This is a genomic window from Pontibacter lucknowensis (assembly GCF_900156415.1).
Taxonomy (GTDB): domain Bacteria; phylum Bacteroidota; class Bacteroidia; order Cytophagales; family Hymenobacteraceae; genus Pontibacter; species Pontibacter lucknowensis.
In genome coordinates, this window is sequence record NZ_FTNM01000001.1 from 971,189 (window position 1) to 989,461 (window position 18,273).

General features: G+C 48.7%; 15 protein-coding genes and 1 tRNA gene. 9 read left to right on the top strand and 7 right to left on the bottom strand.

From position 1 onward, the window contains the following. Positions 1–966, bottom strand: a complete 966-nt coding sequence (locus tag BW972_RS04350) for a CPBP family intramembrane glutamic endopeptidase (protein ID WP_007659500.1) — start codon at positions 964–966, stop codon at positions 1–3. Positions 967–1,019: 53 nt separating this feature from the next. Here BW972_RS04350 and dusB point away from each other — a divergent pair, with 53 nt between their 5' ends. From dusB to BW972_RS04370, 4 genes are all read left to right on the top strand, one after another. Beyond that, positions 1,020–2,009, top strand: coding sequence for a tRNA dihydrouridine synthase DusB (gene dusB / locus BW972_RS04355; RefSeq protein ID WP_076421261.1), 990 nt, complete (start codon positions 1,020–1,022; stop codon positions 2,007–2,009). Positions 2,010–2,227: 218 nt separating this feature from the next. After that, entirely contained in the window at positions 2,228–3,064 is an 837-nt protein-coding gene (locus tag BW972_RS04360; RefSeq protein ID WP_449421173.1) for a DMT family transporter, read from the top strand. A 150-nt stretch (positions 3,065–3,214) separates the two neighbouring features. Further along, positions 3,215–5,203, top strand: a complete 1,989-nt coding sequence (locus BW972_RS04365; protein WP_234986294.1) for a Na+/H+ antiporter NhaC family protein — start codon at positions 3,215–3,217, stop codon at positions 5,201–5,203. Between the two features lie 20 nt (positions 5,204–5,223). Then, the gene (locus BW972_RS04370) at positions 5,224–5,676 is read left to right on the top strand and encodes a hypothetical protein (RefSeq protein ID WP_076421263.1); all 453 of its coding nucleotides are present in this window, start codon (positions 5,224–5,226) and stop codon (positions 5,674–5,676) included. A 27-nt stretch (positions 5,677–5,703) separates the two neighbouring features. On the opposite strand, the gene BW972_RS04375 is transcribed toward BW972_RS04370, so the two are convergent. Then, positions 5,704–6,639: a GNAT family N-acetyltransferase gene (locus BW972_RS04375; RefSeq protein ID WP_076421264.1), complete on the bottom strand. Its 936-nt coding sequence runs from the start codon at positions 6,637–6,639 to the stop codon at positions 5,704–5,706. Between the two features lie 187 nt (positions 6,640–6,826). Continuing rightward, entirely contained in the window at positions 6,827–8,002 is a 1,176-nt protein-coding gene (locus BW972_RS04380) for an ATP-binding protein (RefSeq protein WP_076421265.1), read from the bottom strand. 113 nt (positions 8,003–8,115) lie between these two features. Between BW972_RS04380 and hemA the strand changes: the two genes are divergently transcribed. Together hemA and BW972_RS04390 are read left to right on the top strand one after the other, a co-directional pair. Beyond that, on the top strand, positions 8,116–9,390 hold the full coding sequence (gene hemA, locus BW972_RS04385) for a glutamyl-tRNA reductase (protein ID WP_076421266.1): 1,275 nt from the start codon (positions 8,116–8,118) through the stop codon (positions 9,388–9,390). Between the two features lie 279 nt (positions 9,391–9,669). Beyond that, the gene (locus tag BW972_RS04390; RefSeq protein ID WP_076421267.1) at positions 9,670–9,996 is read left to right on the top strand and encodes a hypothetical protein; all 327 of its coding nucleotides are present in this window, start codon (positions 9,670–9,672) and stop codon (positions 9,994–9,996) included. A 168-nt stretch (positions 9,997–10,164) separates the two neighbouring features. On the opposite strand, the gene BW972_RS04395 is transcribed toward BW972_RS04390, so the two are convergent. Next, positions 10,165–10,419 (bottom strand): ArsR/SmtB family transcription factor, encoded by a 255-nt coding sequence (locus BW972_RS04395; RefSeq protein ID WP_234986295.1) that lies wholly within the window; start codon positions 10,417–10,419, stop codon positions 10,165–10,167. A 492-nt stretch (positions 10,420–10,911) separates the two neighbouring features. Here BW972_RS04395 and BW972_RS04400 point away from each other — a divergent pair, with 492 nt between their 5' ends. Both BW972_RS04400 and BW972_RS04405 read left to right on the top strand, forming a co-directional pair. Beyond that, a complete protein-coding gene (locus tag BW972_RS04400) occupies positions 10,912–12,138 on the top strand; it encodes a Glu/Leu/Phe/Val dehydrogenase dimerization domain-containing protein (RefSeq protein WP_076421269.1) in 1,227 nt (408 codons plus the stop codon). A gap of 11 nt (positions 12,139–12,149) precedes the next feature. Next, on the top strand, positions 12,150–13,307 hold the full coding sequence (locus BW972_RS04405; protein ID WP_159439844.1) for a mechanosensitive ion channel family protein: 1,158 nt from the start codon (positions 12,150–12,152) through the stop codon (positions 13,305–13,307). Between the two features lie 394 nt (positions 13,308–13,701). Here BW972_RS04405 and BW972_RS04410 read toward each other — a convergent pair whose 3' ends face one another. After that, on the bottom strand, positions 13,702–16,200 hold the full coding sequence (locus BW972_RS04410) for an AsmA-like C-terminal region-containing protein (RefSeq protein ID WP_076421271.1): 2,499 nt from the start codon (positions 16,198–16,200) through the stop codon (positions 13,702–13,704). Positions 16,201–16,403: 203 nt separating this feature from the next. Between BW972_RS04410 and BW972_RS04415 the strand changes: the two genes are divergently transcribed. Beyond that, positions 16,404–16,478 (top strand) — tRNA-Val (locus BW972_RS04415). A gap of 217 nt (positions 16,479–16,695) precedes the next feature. Here the strand turns inward: BW972_RS04415 and coaE are convergent. Together coaE and BW972_RS04425 are read right to left on the bottom strand one after the other, a co-directional pair. Next, positions 16,696–17,289, bottom strand: a complete 594-nt coding sequence (gene coaE, locus BW972_RS04420; protein ID WP_076421272.1) for a dephospho-CoA kinase — start codon at positions 17,287–17,289, stop codon at positions 16,696–16,698. A gap of 5 nt (positions 17,290–17,294) precedes the next feature. Further along, positions 17,295–18,272, bottom strand: a complete 978-nt coding sequence (locus tag BW972_RS04425; RefSeq protein WP_076421273.1) for a YbbR-like domain-containing protein — start codon at positions 18,270–18,272, stop codon at positions 17,295–17,297. Position 18,273: the final 1 nt, after the last annotated feature.

An 18,273-nucleotide genomic window follows, 5' to 3' on the forward strand; every position in this document is an offset into this window, starting at 1 on the left:
TTATTGGTTCCGGCGCTCATCGGCCGCCTCGGCTATACTTTCGGGGCGAGTGGGCGTCAGCATAAACTGCTTGTAAAGGTAATAGATTAAGGCTGCACTCAGCACCGCCGATATCAAAATGGTCATGATTGGCATCGGCTCCGTCGACTCTACATTAAAATCGATAGCGCCCGTCTGCTGCAGGTATAGCAAAAATACGGTGAAGCCGTTGTTGAAGAAGTGCGCCACAATTGGCACCCAGATGTTGCCCGACCATAGGTATAGGTAACCGAATAAGGCTCCCAGCAACACACGCGGCACAAAGCCGAAGAACTGCACATGTATAGCCGAGAAAATGATCGCTGCTACCCACACCGCCACATGTGCGTTGCCGGACCAGCGGTGCACCTGTCGCTGCAGGATGCCTCTGAACACCAGCTCTTCGCCGATGGCAGGTATAACCGCAATCACGAGCAGACCCATCAGCAGGCGCGGGAAGGTTCCGAAGTTGGCAATCAGTTTCGTAAGCTCGGCCAGTTCATCTTCTTTGGCACGGGCCCACTCCTCAAATCCCTTCATGAAGTCAGGCAGGGAGAGCTCGGCATTCCAATTGATAATCAGCGAGTTGGCTGGCATGATAAAAACAACCAGAAAGCCCGCTAAAAGCAGTATCGTTGGCAGAGGCAGTTTTTTCCAGTTCAGGTAGTGGTCGATGTTCACACCCGCCAGGCGCAGCATCAAGAGTGGCCCGAGTACGAAAGAGCAGAACTGTACCAGGCCTTGAAAGAGCAAAAGTGCGTCGGCTGCTTCCGGGTGTTCCGTCGGATTAGCCAGCAAATTAGTCAGGTCCATCACCTCTATTCCGAGCACCGCATTTACCAGCACCAGGTATAGGAAACTGGCCACAAAATAGCCGCCCAGCATGAACGCCAGCAACAGTAGCAGAACTAAAAGTGGGTGTCGGTCTTCGGAGATGAAACCTTTCATAGAGAAGATTAGGTTTAATTGACGTAAATTTACGTGAAAATTTAACTTTTGCTTTGGTAAAGATAGCGAACATAGAACTGGGCGAGTTTCCGCTGCTGCTGGCGCCGATGGAAGACGTGAGCGATCCGCCTTTCCGAAAAGTGTGCAAGGCCAACGGTGCAGACCTAATGTATACCGAGTTCATCTCTTCTGAGGGTTTGATACGTGATGCCGCCAAAAGTGTGCAAAAACTTGACATTTTTGACTACGAGCGCCCGATTGGTATTCAGATATTCGGCTCTGACATAGACTCCATGCGCGAAGCCGCCATCGTGTCGTCACAGGCCGGTCCTGACCTGATTGACATTAATTACGGTTGCCCTGTAAAGAACGTGGCCTGTAAGGGTGCGGGCGCCGCACTGCTGCGCGACGTGCCCAAAATGGTGAAGATGACCGAGGAGATTGTGAAAGCCACGCACCTGCCTGTGACAGTGAAGACGCGCCTGGGCTGGGACGAGAATACAAAATACATTGTAGAGACTGCTGAAAGGCTTCAGGATATCGGTATAAAAGCCCTGAGTATACACGGCCGTACCCGCGTGCAGATGTACAAAGGCGAAGCTGACTGGAGCCTGATCGCGGAGGTGAAGAACAACCCGCGCATGCACATCCCGATCTTCGGAAACGGTGACATCGACTCTCCGCAGAAGGCGCTTGAGTACAAAAACAGGTATGGCGTAGACGGCATCATGATCGGTCGCGCCAGCATCGGTCACCCATGGATCTTCAACGAGATCAAACACTACATGGCCACCGGCGAAGTACTAGCACCGCCTACACTGGAAGAGCGCGTGGAAGTATGCCGCCAGCACTTTACGCACTCGCTGGAGTGGAAAGGTGACAAGCTGGGCATTTTCGAGATGCGCCGCCACTACACCAATTACTTCCGCGGCCTGCCCCACTTCAAGCCACTGCGCATGAAACTGGTGCAGTCCGAAGACATCCAGGAAATCTACGATACGCTGGACGAGATAACCCAGACGATGGCGTATGAGGAAGTATAGGACTCAGAGCGTTTAGGAAATAACGCTTCAGATAAAATTAAAGGAGTTGGTGTCCGGCATGCATGCTGAGACATTAACTCCTTTATCTTTGCAAATGGTTTGAAAGCGATGGATCTCTCAAACTCATAAACTTTTAAATTCTCGAACTCATCAGAACTGTTACTACGCCCAAACAAGAGCAAACAGGTACACCGGTTATTGCCTGGGTACTGGTTGTTATACTTGCACTTATCTGGGGCACATCGTTTATACTTATCAAGAAGGGACTGGTCGTTTACTCTTCCGACGAACTGGGAGCACTGCGCATGGTCATTGCCTGCGCCGCCCTGCTGCCCTTTGCCATTAAGAACCTGCGCAAAGTAGAGCCAAGCCGCTGGAAATTTTTGCTTGGCAGCGGTCTGCTGGGCAACTTCTTCCCTGCCTTTCTATTTGCGATTGCCGAAACGCGCCTGGCCAGCGGGCTAGCCGGTGTGCTGAACTCACTTACTGCGCTGTTCACTTTGCTCGTAGGCGCTGCACTGTTTGGCCAGTCCATCACCTGGATGCGTATGCTTGGCATCGTGATCGGTATTGCGGGCACGACCATCCTGATCTTCACAGGCAATGGCAACGCTGAGCTCAACAACATGTACTATGGCCTGTACATCGTGCTAGCCACCATCTTCTATGGCATCAGCGCCAACATCATCAAGCACCGTCTGCACGGTATGAAGGCTGTTGCCATTTCCAGCCTGGCCTTGCTTACGGTAGGCCCGGTTGCGCTGGTATACCTGCTCACCACTGATTTTTTCTACAAGCTGCAGCATGTGCCAGGTGCCTGGGAAGCGCTCATGTACATTGCCATACTGGCTGTTTTCAGCACCGCCATCGCTCTGGTACTCTTCAACAAGCTGATCCATATTTCCACTACGCTGTTTGCCAGTTCTACTACTTATCTTATACCTGTAGTGGCGCTCATGTGGGGCGTTCTCGATGGTGAGGTGATTCACTTATGGCACTACCTTGGCATGGTGGTGATCCTGGCAGGCGTGTTTATTGTGAACAGAGCGCGGTAAATCTACGCCATACCTGATACTGACAGCCCCTGTGCCACCGGCGCATGGGCTGTTTTCTTTTCTAAAGCCGCCTTCCGCTAATATCAGAATTTTCTAATCTCTCAATAATTTACTTACTTAAGGGTTTACAAGAACCGACCCTACAACCACATGAGGTTATTACAGACCCTTTTGAGTCTTGCGCTGCTGATGCTTCTCTCCTTTCAGACGATGGCGCAGGAAGACAGCACAGAGTTAGCCATAGAAGAATTCAGACTGCAGGCCGTCAACGATACAGCTTTTACCCTGCGCACCACCAACGAGGCGGGCAACCTGGTCAAGTATAGCGGCCCGCTGCCTGTGCGCATCAACGGCAACCTGCAGGAAATCAGCTTCACCGAAGGTGAGGCCCGCTTCTCACTGCCCCAAAAGGCCAATCTGATACAGGTAAGTGCCAATGTAGGCACTCACACCATCGCCCGCCTTTACCGCCTCGATGCCGAAGCCGAGCACGGGGTGCGCCGCTTTCCGATGTGGCTCTCTATTCTGCCACCACTCATTGCTATCATCCTGGCCCTTATTTTCAGAGAGGTGCTACTAGCTCTTTTTGCAGGTATATGGGTGGGTGGCTTTGTGATCTACGGCATGTCCGTAAAGGCTTTTTTCACGGGTCTGCTCGCTGTAGCCGATACCTATCTGGTCAGCGCCATGACCGATACGGACCACATTGCCGTGATCCTGTTCTCGATGCTGATCGGTGGCATGGTAGCTATTATCTCCAAAAACGGAGGGATGGCGGGAGTCGTGAACAAACTCTCACTCTACGCACGCTCAGCTCGGAGTTCACAGCTGGTAACCTGGGTATTAGGCATTGCCATTTTTTTCGATGACTACGCCAACACCCTGATTGTCGGCAACACCATGCGTCCGGTTACAGACAAGCACCGCATCTCCCGCGAAAAGCTAGCCTACATTGTGGATAGCACTGCGGCCCCTGTGGCTGCTATCGCTTTCGTAACAACCTGGGTTGGGGCTGAGCTCGGTTATATCAAAGATGCCGCTACCACTTTAGGTATAGAAGAGGGCGCCTACTCGCTGTTCTTCCACTCGCTGGAGTACGCCTACTATCCGGTGCTTACGCTAGTGTTTATGCTGATGCTGATCTGGATGAACCGCGACTATGGTTTGATGCACAAAGCTGAAGAGCGTGCCCGCACCACAGGAGCCGTGAGCAACCATCGTCCTGACAGCCGTAGCGAAGCCCGCCAGCAGCAGGAAATGGCCGAGTTCGAAGCCATCGACCCTGAGCGTAGCCGCGCCTTCAATGCCCTTATTCCTGTACTGGTAGTTATTTTCGGTACCGTGATTGGCCTCCTTTATACCGGCTACAACCCCGATACCTGGGCTGACCAAAGCATCGGTTTCTTCCGCAAGCTCTCCATGACCATTGGCGACTCCAACTCATATACAGCACTGATCTGGGCCTCACTTTCGGGAGTAGTCGTTGCGATAGCGCTTACAGTGAGCCAGCGCATCATGAGTCTGTATGAAACTATGGAGTCGCTGGTGACGGGCTTTAAGACGATGCTGCCGGCTATGCTCATACTGGTACTAGCCTGGTCGCTAGCGCAGGTTACAAAGGAGCTTTACACCGCCGAATACCTAACCTCACTCTTCTCAGGCAATGTTTCGCCGCGTTGGCTGCCTGAGATCACCTTCTTCCTGGCCGCCATCATTGCATTTTCAACCGGATCGAGCTGGGGCACCATGGCCATCCTGTACCCGCTGATGCTGCCTGCCGCCTGGTATGTAAGCCAGCAGCATGGCATGAGTGTCGAGGAAACCATGCCGATCATGTACAATGTGATTTCGGTGGTGCTGGCTGGTGCCGTATTCGGTGACCATTGCTCTCCTATCTCGGACACCACCATTCTAAGCTCACTTGCCTCTGGCTGCAACCACATCGACCACGTAAAAACCCAGTTGCCTTATGCCGTTACGGTGGCACTGGTGGCTAACCTGGTGTGCACCTCGCTCTCCAGCTGGGGCGTGCACTGGTTCCTGGTGTATATCATAGGAGCCGTTATACTTTGGGGTATTATCAAACTGTTTGGCAAGAAAAACGAGTATGAGCCCATACCAGCGGAGGTTCCTGTTTGAGTCTAAAAAATAGAGAGCCCATGATTCCAAAATTGCAACCAAGAACGGATGTAGTGCAGTCTGAGAAACTGACAAGGGAGTTTGATGACATGCAAAGGTTGATAGATGCCCTAAACAGCAAAGAGATACCTGAAGGTATAGCTACTGCCATTACGCAACAGCTAGAACCGCTTAGCAGCCAAGGTATTCCAGTGGCACAGTATACCACAAGTTTGAAGGCAACCCGAAGCTCTATCCTTAAGCTTGTAGAAAAGCAATTGAAACTGGTGCCTCAAAAGCACCATCAAAAGTTATGGATGGCCCTTGGTATGACAGCGCTAGGACTCCCTTTTGGTGTCGTGTTTGCCTTGATGCTGAAAAACTTTGCTTTCCTGGGACTGGGCATGCCAATTGGAATGGGCATTGGTATAGGGATAGGCACTAAGCTGGACGAGCAGGCCAAGGCTGAAGGCAGACAGCTCGATTTAGAGTAATTTTAAGAAAACCTGGCGCTTCTAAGATTAGAAGTCCAATCGGTAAAAATCATGCACCACAGTGCGGGCGCCGTAACTTTCTTTGTAACTCGCCAAACCCTCGTTCAGGTATAGCCCCTGCTGCTCTGTAGAGATACCGAAACTGAAATACTTTTTGTGCGGGTATACCTCATTTATCAGGTGGTCAACCAGCACGTGAGCAGCGCCTTGTTCCTGAGCTCGTTCACTTGCACCAATGTATTGGCAGTGGGCCACGGCAGCAGTTTCATATACCAGAGCTCCGGCCAGGAGTTCACTCTCCTGCTTTGTGATGTAAAGGCTAATGTTCTTAGGGAAAAATTGTGCTAGTTTCTCTACCTCAGCCGCTGTATGCACAGGTTTCAACTTATGCCTGCTTTCAAGCTGTGTAGCTACCAACTGCATAAAATCCGCATAATCTTCTGAGTGCCTCACCTCCCATTTATGGCTTTTGCACTGCGACAGGCGCCAACGCCGGTCTTTGCTGTACCTGACAGGCTGCCCTAAGTCAATCACCGAGTTTACATCCCTACGATACAGAACAGCGCCATACCTAAAAAGGGCATACAGATCCTCCTCGGCTGGCACTTGGTGGTAGATGTGTGGTGTAGCCTTATAATAAAGTGACTTGAAATGCTGTTCACGACTATACATGGCCAGGGCTTCAAAAACCTGCAACATCACTGAGACCTTCATCTTATGGCCACTTACCACTCCACCGTAACTTAATCCTGCGTGAGAATGCAGTTCATTGTTCATGGCATTAGCTGGTAGTACAGCCACCAGTTTTTCTTTGAGATAGAACAGTAGGGAGTGATCCTCGAAGCGATCGGCGTGATACTCCATGTAATCGCGCAGGAACAGGAACGTACCGTTTTTGGAAGCCTTGATGAAAGCGTCCCATTCCAGCTTACACCTATCGCTATACCTGACTACCGTTACCATTGCTTCACGAACAAATACTTTCTTGATTTGATGATACTATTCTGTAATGGGCTATACACCTGCAAATAAGCGGACAGGTCGCAACCCGTCCCTACGACTATACCTGCCAATGACGTTTTAGCGAAACGTCGCTGCATTTCAATTTTTAAAATCCCAACTCTTAAACTCATCAACTCCTAAACTCCAATCATCTGTTCAGCACGATCCGGAAGGTGGTGCCTTTTCCGATCTCAGAGGACTTGACGTAGAGTTTGCCTGCATGGTAGTTGTCGATGATGCGCTTGGCTAATGCCAATCCCAGTCCCCAACCCCTCTTCTTGGTGGTAAAGCCAGGAAGGAAGACCGAGTCCATTTTACTCTTTGGTATGCCTTTGCCTGTATCACTTATATCGAGTGCAACCTGGCTTTTGCCGAGTAGCGAGAGCTGAAGTCTGATACTGCCGCGGCCCTCCATCGCATCAACAGCATTTTTGCAGATGTTTTCGATCACCCAATCAAAGAGCGGCACGTTTATCTTGGCTGTAATATCTGGAGCAAAATTAGAGGTAACGCTGAATTCGACTTTACTTGAGATGCGGTTCTGCAGGTAATTGATGGCATTCTCTGTCACCTGCAGAACGTTCTCGTCACGTAACAACGGCACCGACCCAATATTAGAGAAACGTTCCGTTATAATCTCCAGGCGGCGAATATCCTTCCAAAGCTCGGCCGTGATGGGCTCGTTTTCGAACTTCGGGCTCGCCTTCATGTACTCGTACCAGGCCATCAGCGACGAGAGCGGCGTACCCAATTGGTGAGCAGTTTCTTTAGCCAAACCGACCCATACTCTGTTCTGCTCCGCCTTACGGGAGTAGCTGAAAGCAAAATAAGCCATCAGGGCAAAACAGGCAATGACCATCAACTGCACATAAGGATAGTAGCGTAACTGCGATAGCAGGGCCGAGTCTTTATAGAATACATAATTTTCAGAACCCTCTGCCCAAGGCACTATGATCGGAGCGTGCTGCGCCTTCATGCGTGCAATTTCGCGCTGCAACAACTCATTTTTGCGGTTCTCTGAAATGTTTTCGGGAAGATCAATGTTCTTAAAATCGAGAATATTTTCGTTCTCGTCCGTTAGGATAACAGGTATGGTATGGTTAGAGGATAGAATCTCTTCTTCAATAAAAACGATGTTATCATCGCTGGGAGCATTAATCATGTAGCGCAGGCCCTTGGCATAAAGCTGCACCAATTCTTGCTCTCTTTCAGACAATTTGCTCACTAACACGTTAGTGTACGTAATGGTAACCGCCCCAATAATGAGCGCGACGATAACGACAAGAAACTTTATTCTGTTTTTCTGGGCGTAAATGGGAATCATGCAGTGGCGCGAAAATTATCTGAAATTAGTATAAATTAATTAATAAGGGCAAGGAAGTTTCATTTTAATCATCAATACAGTAATTTTGCACTTTAGTATTCCGAACGTAAGTTATGCTTCAGAACTTTAAAGCAATCAGCCTGTCATATAAGAAAGCACCGCTGGATATCAGGGAGTTGATTGCCTTAGATGAGAACTCATGCAGGCAATTTATTCAGACGCTGAAGAGCTTTATTCAGGCTTCTGATATTCTGGTGCTCTCTACCTGCAACCGCACCGAAGTGTACTATAACTCCGATGTGGACTATAGCACTGAAATCGTAAAGCTGCTCGGCATCACGAAAGGCATCGACAACATCTCCCAATACTTCGACTATTTTACCATCCTCAACGAGCACAACGATGCAGTACAGCATTTATTTGAGGTGAGTATGGGCCTGGAGTCGCAGGTGGTAGGCGACATGCAGATCACGAATCAGGTGAAGCAGTCGTATCAGTGGGCAGCCGACAACGAGACTGCCGGCCCGTTCCTGCACCGTCTGATGCACACCATTTTCTTTACCAACAAGCGTGTAGTGCAGGAGACTGCCTTCCGCGACGGTGCCGCCTCCACTTCTTATGCCGCTATTGAGCTGATCGAGGAGCTGACTGCCGATGTAGTGGCTGAGCCAAAGATACTGGTAGTTGGTGTGGGCGAGATCGGTGCTGATGTGTGTCGTCACCTCAAAGACAAAGGTTACCAGCATGTCACCATCACGAACCGCACGATGGCTAAGGCACAGACTTTAGCCGACGAATGCGGGATGGCTGTGCTCCCATTTGAAGATATCGTACAAGGCTTGAAAGAAGCAGATGTGATTATCTCTTCCGTAGCCCGCGAAACGCCTTTCTTCACTAAAGAAATGATCCAGCGCCTGAACGTGCTCACGTTCAAGTTCTTCATAGACTTATCTGTACCGCGTAGTGTTGAGGCCGAAGTAGAAGCCGTGCCAGGTGTATTGGTTTATAACATCGATACTATACAGAATAAAGCATCTGCCGCACTCCAGCAGCGCATCAACTCTGTGCCACAGGTACGCGCTATTATAGAGGAGTCAAAAGAGCAATTTAACGACTGGTCGAAAGAGATGATGGTATCACCTACCATTAACAAGCTGAAAAATGCGCTCGAGACGATTCGCCAGGAGGAAATGGCCCGCTACATGAAAAAGCTCGGCCCGAAGGAAGCGAAGCTGGTTGACAGCATTACCAAATCGATGATGCAGAAAGTGATAAAACTGCCCGTACTACAACTGAAGGCTGCCTGCAAACGTGGTGAAGCTGAAACATTGATTGACTTGCTTAACGATTTGTTTGATCTGGAAAAGCAACCCGCAGACTCACATTGACATTGTTGAACATCATTAATAGAAAGCTGACTCGAAAAAGTCAGCTTTTTTTATGTTTCCACTTGCGTTATATAATTATTTATACATATCTTTGTACATATAAATATTCAAATAAGATATTTACTTAAACCACAGAAAAAACCGATCCAAGCTAAGAGAACAGCAGCAAACTAAATTTAACTCATTCCCCTTAGTGCAGTAAAAATGAAAAACATCTCAACCATCCTATCCTTTATTACTGTTGTTCTGCTATTTAGCTCTTGCACAAGCCATTCGTTTATGCTGACTGAGCGTGATATTGCCAACGACGGTATAGCTCCCATACAAAAGTCGGACTATAGAATGGTAGCTGATAAGCCCGCTGACGCTTATGCAGACGCAGATGCCAAATGGATTGCGACCTCAAAGCCACATGTAGTTGCTACCTCTTCCCGTGTTGTGCGTCGAACTGATGCCGTAGCTCTCTCTGCTGCCACTACGCACGAAGGTCACGAGATACTGAAGCGTGAAGTTGAGAAGGCTATGAAAAAAGACAAGCCTGCCCCTGCCACCAAAAAGGTAAAGGTTAAAAAGCAAAAAGAATCAGGCGACAAAATCCTGTTATAAGCCCCCAGACAGGAGTATTTGCTTCACCGCAAAACTTTGTTAACTGTCTGTTTTATTTAGTCAATAGAAAAGCCAAAGGTCCCCGCCAGCTTCTTTAAACGAAGGGAACGGAGACCTTTGGCTTTTCTACTGATGCAATATTCGGTGCCAAAGCACCAGAGCGAATCACTAAATATCAATGCAACATTCTTCCAGGCAATCGATCACGTCGATTAGCTTTGGTATGGCAAGGGAATAGTAAATCTTGGTGCCTACCTTAAAAGAAGAGAGCACACCTTTATCTTTCAGCGTAATCAAGTGCTGGGAAGCAATAGCTTGTGGCAGGTCCAGATACTTATAAATTTCCGTAACAGTCATTTTATCTTCCTTGCCTAGCAAGTCCACTATCGCCAGTCTTTTCGGGTGCGCCAGTACTTTCAGCATGGCGGCCGCCTTATCTATTTTTTTAGATTCAATTCTAGACAACAAACTTTTCATAATTAATAATTATACCTAACAGTTTCTACATACATTTAAACAATACAATTCATATTAAGATATATACGGCAACAGCGACATTTGGCTGATGTAGCTTCAAAGGATTTTTAAAATTTTCTTCTGAAGGCTCCCATAACACAACACACTCCTTGTCAGACACATCCTGAATGCTGAATTGAGTAGATGTACGTATAAAAATTAAAATTGGATATATAAAATACTTAATGTTAATAGATTACTATATGGCCCTTGCCCGATTGACTCCCTCCGTGAATTGTACAACCTGACTCCCTTTTACCAAAAATTTAGTGTCGCAACGCACATTCCCAGCACAGTACAATCCTAACCTCTGGGGAGCATTAGGATTTCGCGGGTCTATACGCTCCGATGTATTTTTGTACCTTTGCGGTCTGTAAACCCTTAACTACAAACAAACCCATGAAAGAGCTTCTCGAAAAATTTGAGAATAAACGCCCTGAGATAGTATTTGAGTGGAAAGACGCTGAAACCGAAGCCGAAGGCTGGGTTGTGATCAACTCGCTGCGCGGTGGTGCGGCAGGTGGTGGCACCCGTATGCGCAAAGGTCTGGACAAGCGCGAGGTAGAGTCATTAGCCAAAACCATGGAGGTGAAGTTCACCGTATCCGGTCCTGCTATCGGAGGAGCCAAGTCGGGAATCAACTTCGACCCGGCCGACCCGCGCAAGCGAGGTGTGCTGGAGCGCTGGTACAAGGCCGTTATTCCGCTTCTGAAGAGCTATTACGGAACAGGTGGCGACCTTAATGTAGACGAGATACACGAGGTGATTCCAATTACAGAAGACTATGGTTTGTGGCACCCGCAGGAAGGTGTTGTGAACGGACACTTCAATGCAACCGAGCCTCAGAAGATAAACAAGATCGGTCAGCTCCGTCAAGGTGTGATCAAAGTGATTGAAGACCCGGCTTACACTCCGGCTGCTGCCCGCAAATATACCGTGGCTGATATGATTACAGGGTATGGCGTGGCCGAGGCTGTTTGTCATTACTATACCATATGGGGTGGTTCGTTTGAGGGTAAGCGTGCCATCATACAGGGCTGGGGCAATGTAGGGGCGGCCGCTGCCTTCTACCTGGCAGGCAAGGGCGTTAAAATTGTTGGCATTATCGATCGGGCGGGTGGTCTGATCAATGAAGAAGGGTTCACTCTTGAAGAAATCAGAGAACTATTCCTGGGCCGGCAGGGCAATGCACTCTATACTGAGGACTTGATCCCTTTTGAGGAGATGAACAACCGCATCTGGTCTCTTCCTGCTGAGATCTTTATACCTGCCGCTGCATCGCGTCTTGTTACGCGCGGACAACTTGAGCAAATGATCGCCAGCGGCCTGGAGGTAATCTCCTGCGGCGCCAACGTACCATTTCAGGATCCGGAGATTTTCTTTGGCCCTACCGGCGAGTTTGCCGATCGCAACATATCCGTTATACCTGACTTTATCGCAAACTGCGGCATGGCACGTGTGTTTGCTTACCTGATGGAGAATGAAGTGGAAATCACCGATGATGCCATTTTCCATGACATTTCCAGTGTCATACGGGAGGCATTAGAGAGAACTCATACCAAGAACCAGGCAAAAACCGAGATCGCCAAAACCTCTTTTGAAATAGCGCTCAGCCAACTGCTATAAACATGATGAGTATGGGTGATATAAGAGCGTATCTTTCCTATGAGTTTTTAGGTAACACAGTAGCGGCCTATCTTTGGTTCGCCACTATCCTGCTGATCGGTTATATCTTTAAAACCCTGCTGTCGAGGCTGATCACCGGCATCATTTTCAGGGTGGTGAAGCGCTTTGCAGACGAGGAGGGCCAGGCTAGTCTGAAGCGCTTTCTTATACAGCCGCTGGAGATGGTGGTGTTTCTGGTCTTTCTTTTTCTGGCTGTTAACGTGCTGAAGTTTCCATCCGGGATAGAATACATCGGCGGCCCTATGCTGCAGATAGCCCTATTTCGCATCTATCAAATCTTCATCATTGCAGCCATTACCTGGGTTATTACACGCTTCATCGATTTCTTTGGGCTTGTATTCCAGCGCAGAGCCAGTCGCACCGCTTCCAAGCTCGACGATCAGCTCCTGCCGTTCTTTAAGGACTTTACCAAAGTCATCATCTATATATTTGCCTTTCTGGTGGTGCTGGGTTCGGTTTTCGGAGTGAACGTAGCGGCCATTGTAGCCAGTTTGGGCGTAGGCGGCCTGGCCATTGCCTTCGCTGCTAAAGAGAGCCTGGAAAACCTGCTCGCCTCTTTCACAATCTTCCTGGACCACCCTTTTGTAGTAGGCGACCTGGTGGAAGTAGGCGGCGTAACAGGTGTGATTGAAAAAATCGGCTTTCGAAGCACGCGCATACGCACACTGGAGAAGACCTTCGTGACCGTACCCAACAAGAGCATGATCGACAAACCGCTCAACAACCTGAGCCTGCGCACTTTTCGCAGAGTACAGTTTGACGTGAATCTGACTTACTATACGACATCAGCTCAGATCAAGGCCATCACCAGCGAACTGCAGGAGTACATCGACAGCCACCCACAGACAAACCAGGATGGCCGCATCCGCTTTCAGAACCTTGGAGCGAGCTCTAAAGACGTTATGGTGCTCTACTTTGTGGAAGCTCTGGATTGGAACGAGTTCATCAATATCAAAGAAGAAGTTGCTTACAAGATCGTGGAAGTAGTAGAAAAGCACGGTGCTGACTTTGCTTTCCCTACGCAGACATTACATGTTTACAAGGAAAAAAAGCGGGATACTCCGCAGGCACCTGAAACAGCTCATTTCCCTCCCTCTGATTTGCACTAAGTAGAAATACTTGCACATCTTTAAATAAAAAAGCCGGAGAAACTCCGGCTTTTTTTTCACCCTTATATTTTCAAACTGCAGCATCCCCTCCACCATTATTGGATCTTACCAAGGGAGCTCACAGTAATTTTACATCTACTCCAAAAAATCAACGCAAATCATTATTGTAATTTTGTTTTATCTAACGACCGAATGCCAGTCAGGTTATACAATTAACAGTATTTTTTTAACAAATAACCACTTTAACAAGGTAAACGACCATTAACAAAGGATGTAAGTAAAATATAATTTTTACAATACTGCATTTGTACTTACTATAACATCCCACCTATTTCTATTTAAGTTAACCTAGTCCGCACAAATACTGACCGGGTATAACAGCTTTACTGTAGCCTTAGTCAAAGTCGAAATACTCTCCTTCCTGCAACTCCACTTTCTTTTCCTGCTTCACCGGCTTTTTGCCGCGCAGCAGGTCCTTGAGCTCCTGCCCTTCTTGCTTTAGGTCTGTTTTGATTTTCTCACGCACCCGCTCGTTGTCATACGCTAGCTTAAAGTCGCTCTCCTTGCCGCGTAAGGTCAGGAAAAGCGAACTATTCCCTGCATCCGGATCATCTGCCACCACCCCATATACACTGTCACGGTCAGGGCGGCTCCCCTTGGACAACGGCAGCTTGATGCGGTAGTCCATGTCCTGATCAAAGGTATGGGTTCCCGAGATGGACACTGAAGGTATTGCTGACAAGTTGGAACGAATGTCCATCTCGGGAATGAAGATGGTGCGCTGCTGTATCCAGAAGTTATTGCTCAGCTCTGCAAACTTCATATTAGCCAGCTCTGATCGCTTCACAAATGCCGACATCTTTTGCATCGGAGCAAAGTTAATCAGCTGTCCATCGCGCACGGTAGCGGCAATTTCGGCCTGCATCAGGTCCGTCTTGGCATTTAGTTGACTATCAAAATACACGTCCGACACAATGTTGGCCGTTAGTTTACCTCGCAGGTGCTTATCGGAAATAAAGCTTTGCCCAAAGTTCTCGAAAACATAGAACAAGCTATCAACACTCATATTACTTAGCTTGGTGGCTGTGCTCACCTTGATGTGGTCACGGTTGCGGGCATCCAGGTTGCCGCGCACGGCAAAGTTCCCGCCAATGGCATTGAACGAGATATTGGGACTCGACACGATCTGGTTACGCAGCTTTACCTCTCCTTTGATGTGCTCTCCTCTGAAGCGCCTGAACTTCGACTGCCGGATAGTGGCGCTCAGGTCGAAGGCGATATCTGGTGAAATGTTAAACTTATAGGCGCCGCTACTGGTTTGCCTGGCATCGGCTGGGGTATTCAGTTCTTCGCTAAGCAGTTGGTCAAAATCCAGGTACTGGCTACTGAAATCTGCCTCCACGAGCAGGCGCTGTCTGTCAAGCAGCAACCAGGCCATGACATTGCGAAACATACCATTCAACACGAAGTCAGAATCTCCCAATTGGCCCCTAAAGTCCGATACCGCCACATCATTCTTCTTGAAAATGAAGTTGCCATTCAGGCTCTTCAGTGGCATCGGCATTTCCTTGAGGTTCAGCATTACGTTGTGCAGCGTAATATCTCCGCTTGTGTTCAGGGTGCTGTTGCCTGGTCTTGCCTTAAACTCCTTTAGGTTACCTGCAAAGGCGATGCGCACATCGGCCAGGCCACTACCGCTTTTTACTTCATCGAGCTGCAGCAGACTGACTACATAGCCCACATCCAACATACCTTTGGCACTGAAGGCCAGGTAAGGGTTATTAAAGTTACGATAGGTCAGACTCCCCTCAAAAGGCCGCTTATTCAGCACGCCTTTCAGGTTTTTTAGCTCCAGCAACGATGTTGCGGAGCTTTTTCCGCTACCATTTGTAAAGTATCCGTCCAGGTGCAGGCCCTCAATCTTCTGCTTTGTGTCAGGATGAAAGAAAGATGCGTTCCGGGCGCCAAACTCAAAAGCCACTTCCGGGTTATGCTTGGCTGACACTTTGCCTTGCACGGTACCTTTAAAGAAGACATCGCCCTCGCTGCGGTACTGGCTATACTCACGCGTGATCTGCTGGGGCAACAGCGAGAGCAGCGACTGTATATTAGTGTCCTTACCCTGCAGCTGCAAATCCAGTTCTGTCGTACCGCCATAGGCGATCTGTCCGCCGACTTCGTAGGCGGCGCCTTCCACCTGCACTACTGATGGCTTTAAGGCAATAGTATGCGCTACCCGATTAATGGTAAGGGCTGTGTGCAGTGCAACAGCCTTTTCTTTAAAGTACTCACTCTCTCCTATCCGGATCGTGCTTATAGTGGCATTACCTTTCGTTTCCAGCGCTACCTCGTCATTTGTGATGGCCATAGCTGCAACCAATTGCGATGCATCGGCTTCAATGTAGTGATTTAACTGCAGGTCGGTATAGCGTACGGCGACCTGGCTCAGATTGATCTTTTCCAGATTAAAGGCGAAATCGCCGGAAGAGTCGCTGGAATCAGTTGCAATGATGTGGTAGTTGGCCTGCCCGTTTTTCAGTACACGCACATGAATAGAGCCGTTCTCCAGGTATAGCTGCTTCACATCATATTTACCCCGGATGATATCAAACACACTGAAGGTGAAATACAGTTTCTCGGCCCGAGCCAGCGACGAGTCACTCTCTGCTATACCTTCATGCACGTTTACCTGATCAAGCGCCACGGCCACCTGTGGAAACTTATCGAAGAGGGAGAGCGAAATCTTACCGACGTCTACCTTTGTTGTGATGTGCTTGTTGGCTTCGGCCACAAACAAGGCGATTATTTTATCCTGATACGCATACACCAAGCCCGCCGAAATGCCTGTAATCGCCACTGCTGCCAGGGCGATATAAAATAGCACTTTTTTCACAACACGATTTCGTCCCAAGAGAAAGTTCAGATTTTAAGCATCTTACAAAAGCTAAAGGTACTGCAGTATTCACACGTGCACAATAGGCCCGAGGGCACGAAAAAAAATTTTAAGATTTTTTTTCCAAATGTTTTGCAGTTCCAAAAAAACGCCCCATATTTGCATCATCAAACGGGGACAACAGGTCAACGAAACGATAAAACGGGGTGTTAGCTCAGCTGGTTCAGAGCACCTGCCTTACAAGCAGGGGGTCACTGGTTCGAATCCAGTACGCCCCACAAAAGGACAACTGTAAAGTTGTCCTTTTTTTATGTCTATGCTTTTCTGTTTAGCTTGATATTCAAGGCTATACCTATCCCTCATCAAACCACCTTCTATACCTTAACGCCCATCCTGGTGTATTGGTATGCCAAACACTTAGCACGAAGTAGCTAAATCAAAAAAGGCCACACCTGTTATCGGCTGGCCTATACCTGTATTGCTTCAAATTGTTGCTTATACTTTATCTAAAAACTGCTGGTGCAGGCTGAGCACCTGCGGAATGATCAACTGCTGATCATCGTTATAGACAATGTGCTGCGCACGGGCGATTTTCTCTTCTTCGCTTAGCTGTTTGCTGATGATTGCCTTTATATCAGCTTCCGTGCGGTGCGCATCACGTTTGAGCAGGCGCTTGAGACGCACCTCCAACGGTGAAGTCACAACAATGATTTCATCCATCTGCCGCCACGATTCCGATTCGAACATCAGCGCGGCTTCCTTGATCAGATAGGGAGCACCAGCATTCGCCACAGCCCAGCGCTCAAAGTCGGCACCTACATGCGGATGCACTAAGGCATTTAGCTTCTCAAGCCGATCCTGGTTATTGAACACCACCGATGCCAGATAAGCGCGGTTCAGTTGGCCCTCTGAAGTATAAGTTTCCCTCCCAAAAGCCTCTTGCAATTCAAGCTTTAGCGCAGGATCATGTTGCATCACCCACTTGGCGCGGGTGTCAGCGTCATACACAGGTATACCTAATACTTGGAACAGGCGGCACACTATTGTTTTGCCTACCCCTATCCCTCCGGTTATACCTATCTTGAGCATAAAAACTACTTCTGTAAAACGGCTTTGATGCGCTCAGGCCAGAGCGTGATGTTGCGGGCTCCGGCGGGCTTCTGCACCAGTTCAGGCACCACCGTAGAGTCCTGCCGGTTATACCTTGAAAAGTCTACAATGGCTTTGAATGCTTCTGAATTGATAACAGCTCCTGAGTCTTCTAGGGCAAGATAACGAATCAACACCACCTGCGGTCGTAAGGTCACATCTGTATTTAAAGGCACATTCACCATCTCTGGGGTTACCTGGAGTTCCCGCTGCTGCAGGGGCCTTATCCTGACTGACACTGTGGCTTCTGTTATATCGGACTTTACCAGCGACTTATTATCATATTCGATGGGCACGACGATCTTGGCCGACTCAGTCATATTGGTGATAGGCAGTCGCAACACGAAAGGGCTCGGCAAACTGTCGACCATGGAAGACGGCCCTCGGAAGGTGATAGTGTCAGGATCAATGCGAACAGGGCGCAGCATCGCATGGCGTTCACCTGTTACTTTCTGCGTAGGATCGAGCTGCAGTGCGATACGGCGCGTCACCTTCTCATTGAAGTTAAAGAAAAGGGTATCAGTTACAACAAAGTTAAGCTGCAGACCATCCATGGCATTCACCAGAGCGGGACGCAGGGCAGAGCCAAGCAGATAATTGTTGCGGGGCAAGTTACGGATGTAGATCTCGGCAGGCTGTACCTCTACCCGAAGTGCTTTGCGGAGGAGTTTCCACCCCCGGCCGGTAACATTAACTGCTACCTCCTCAGGCAGCGGGTTGATCGGTACCAGGCGCTGATCATTGAATACAAAACGCACCGGGTAGGTGGTTTGGGTAGAGTAGCTTTTGTTGAGGGCATTGAGTAGCCAGAAAGTAGAGGCCGCCACAAAACAGAGCACTACAATTCGCCAGTAGTGCTCTGTTTGGGGCTTAAACGGCCTTACAAACCATAAAATGATATTTCGGGCTTTCTCAAACGACAAG

Bases quoted from the DNA above. Each gene is read 5' to 3' on its own strand.
- BW972_RS04350 (WP_007659500.1), bottom strand. From the start codon at position 966: ATGAAAGGTTTCATCTCCGAAGACCGACACCCACTTTTAGTTCTGCTA.
- BW972_RS04365 (WP_234986294.1), top strand. From the start codon at position 3,215: ATGAGGTTATTACAGACCCTTTTGAGTCTTGCGCTGCTGATGCTTCTC.
- BW972_RS04370 (WP_076421263.1), top strand. From the start codon at position 5,224: ATGATTCCAAAATTGCAACCAAGAACGGATGTAGTGCAGTCTGAGAAA.
- BW972_RS04375 (WP_076421264.1), bottom strand. From the start codon at position 6,639: ATGGTAACGGTAGTCAGGTATAGCGATAGGTGTAAGCTGGAATGGGAC.
- BW972_RS04380 (WP_076421265.1), bottom strand. From the start codon at position 8,002: ATGATTCCCATTTACGCCCAGAAAAACAGAATAAAGTTTCTTGTCGTT.
- hemA (WP_076421266.1), top strand. From the start codon at position 8,116: ATGCTTCAGAACTTTAAAGCAATCAGCCTGTCATATAAGAAAGCACCG.
- BW972_RS04390 (WP_076421267.1), top strand. From the start codon at position 9,670: ATGCTGACTGAGCGTGATATTGCCAACGACGGTATAGCTCCCATACAA.
- BW972_RS04395 (WP_234986295.1), bottom strand. From the start codon at position 10,419: ATGCTGAAAGTACTGGCGCACCCGAAAAGACTGGCGATAGTGGACTTG.
- BW972_RS04400 (WP_076421269.1), top strand. From the start codon at position 10,912: ATGAAAGAGCTTCTCGAAAAATTTGAGAATAAACGCCCTGAGATAGTA.
- BW972_RS04405 (WP_159439844.1), top strand. From the start codon at position 12,150: ATGGGTGATATAAGAGCGTATCTTTCCTATGAGTTTTTAGGTAACACA.
- coaE (WP_076421272.1), bottom strand. From the start codon at position 17,289: ATGCTCAAGATAGGTATAACCGGAGGGATAGGGGTAGGCAAAACAATA.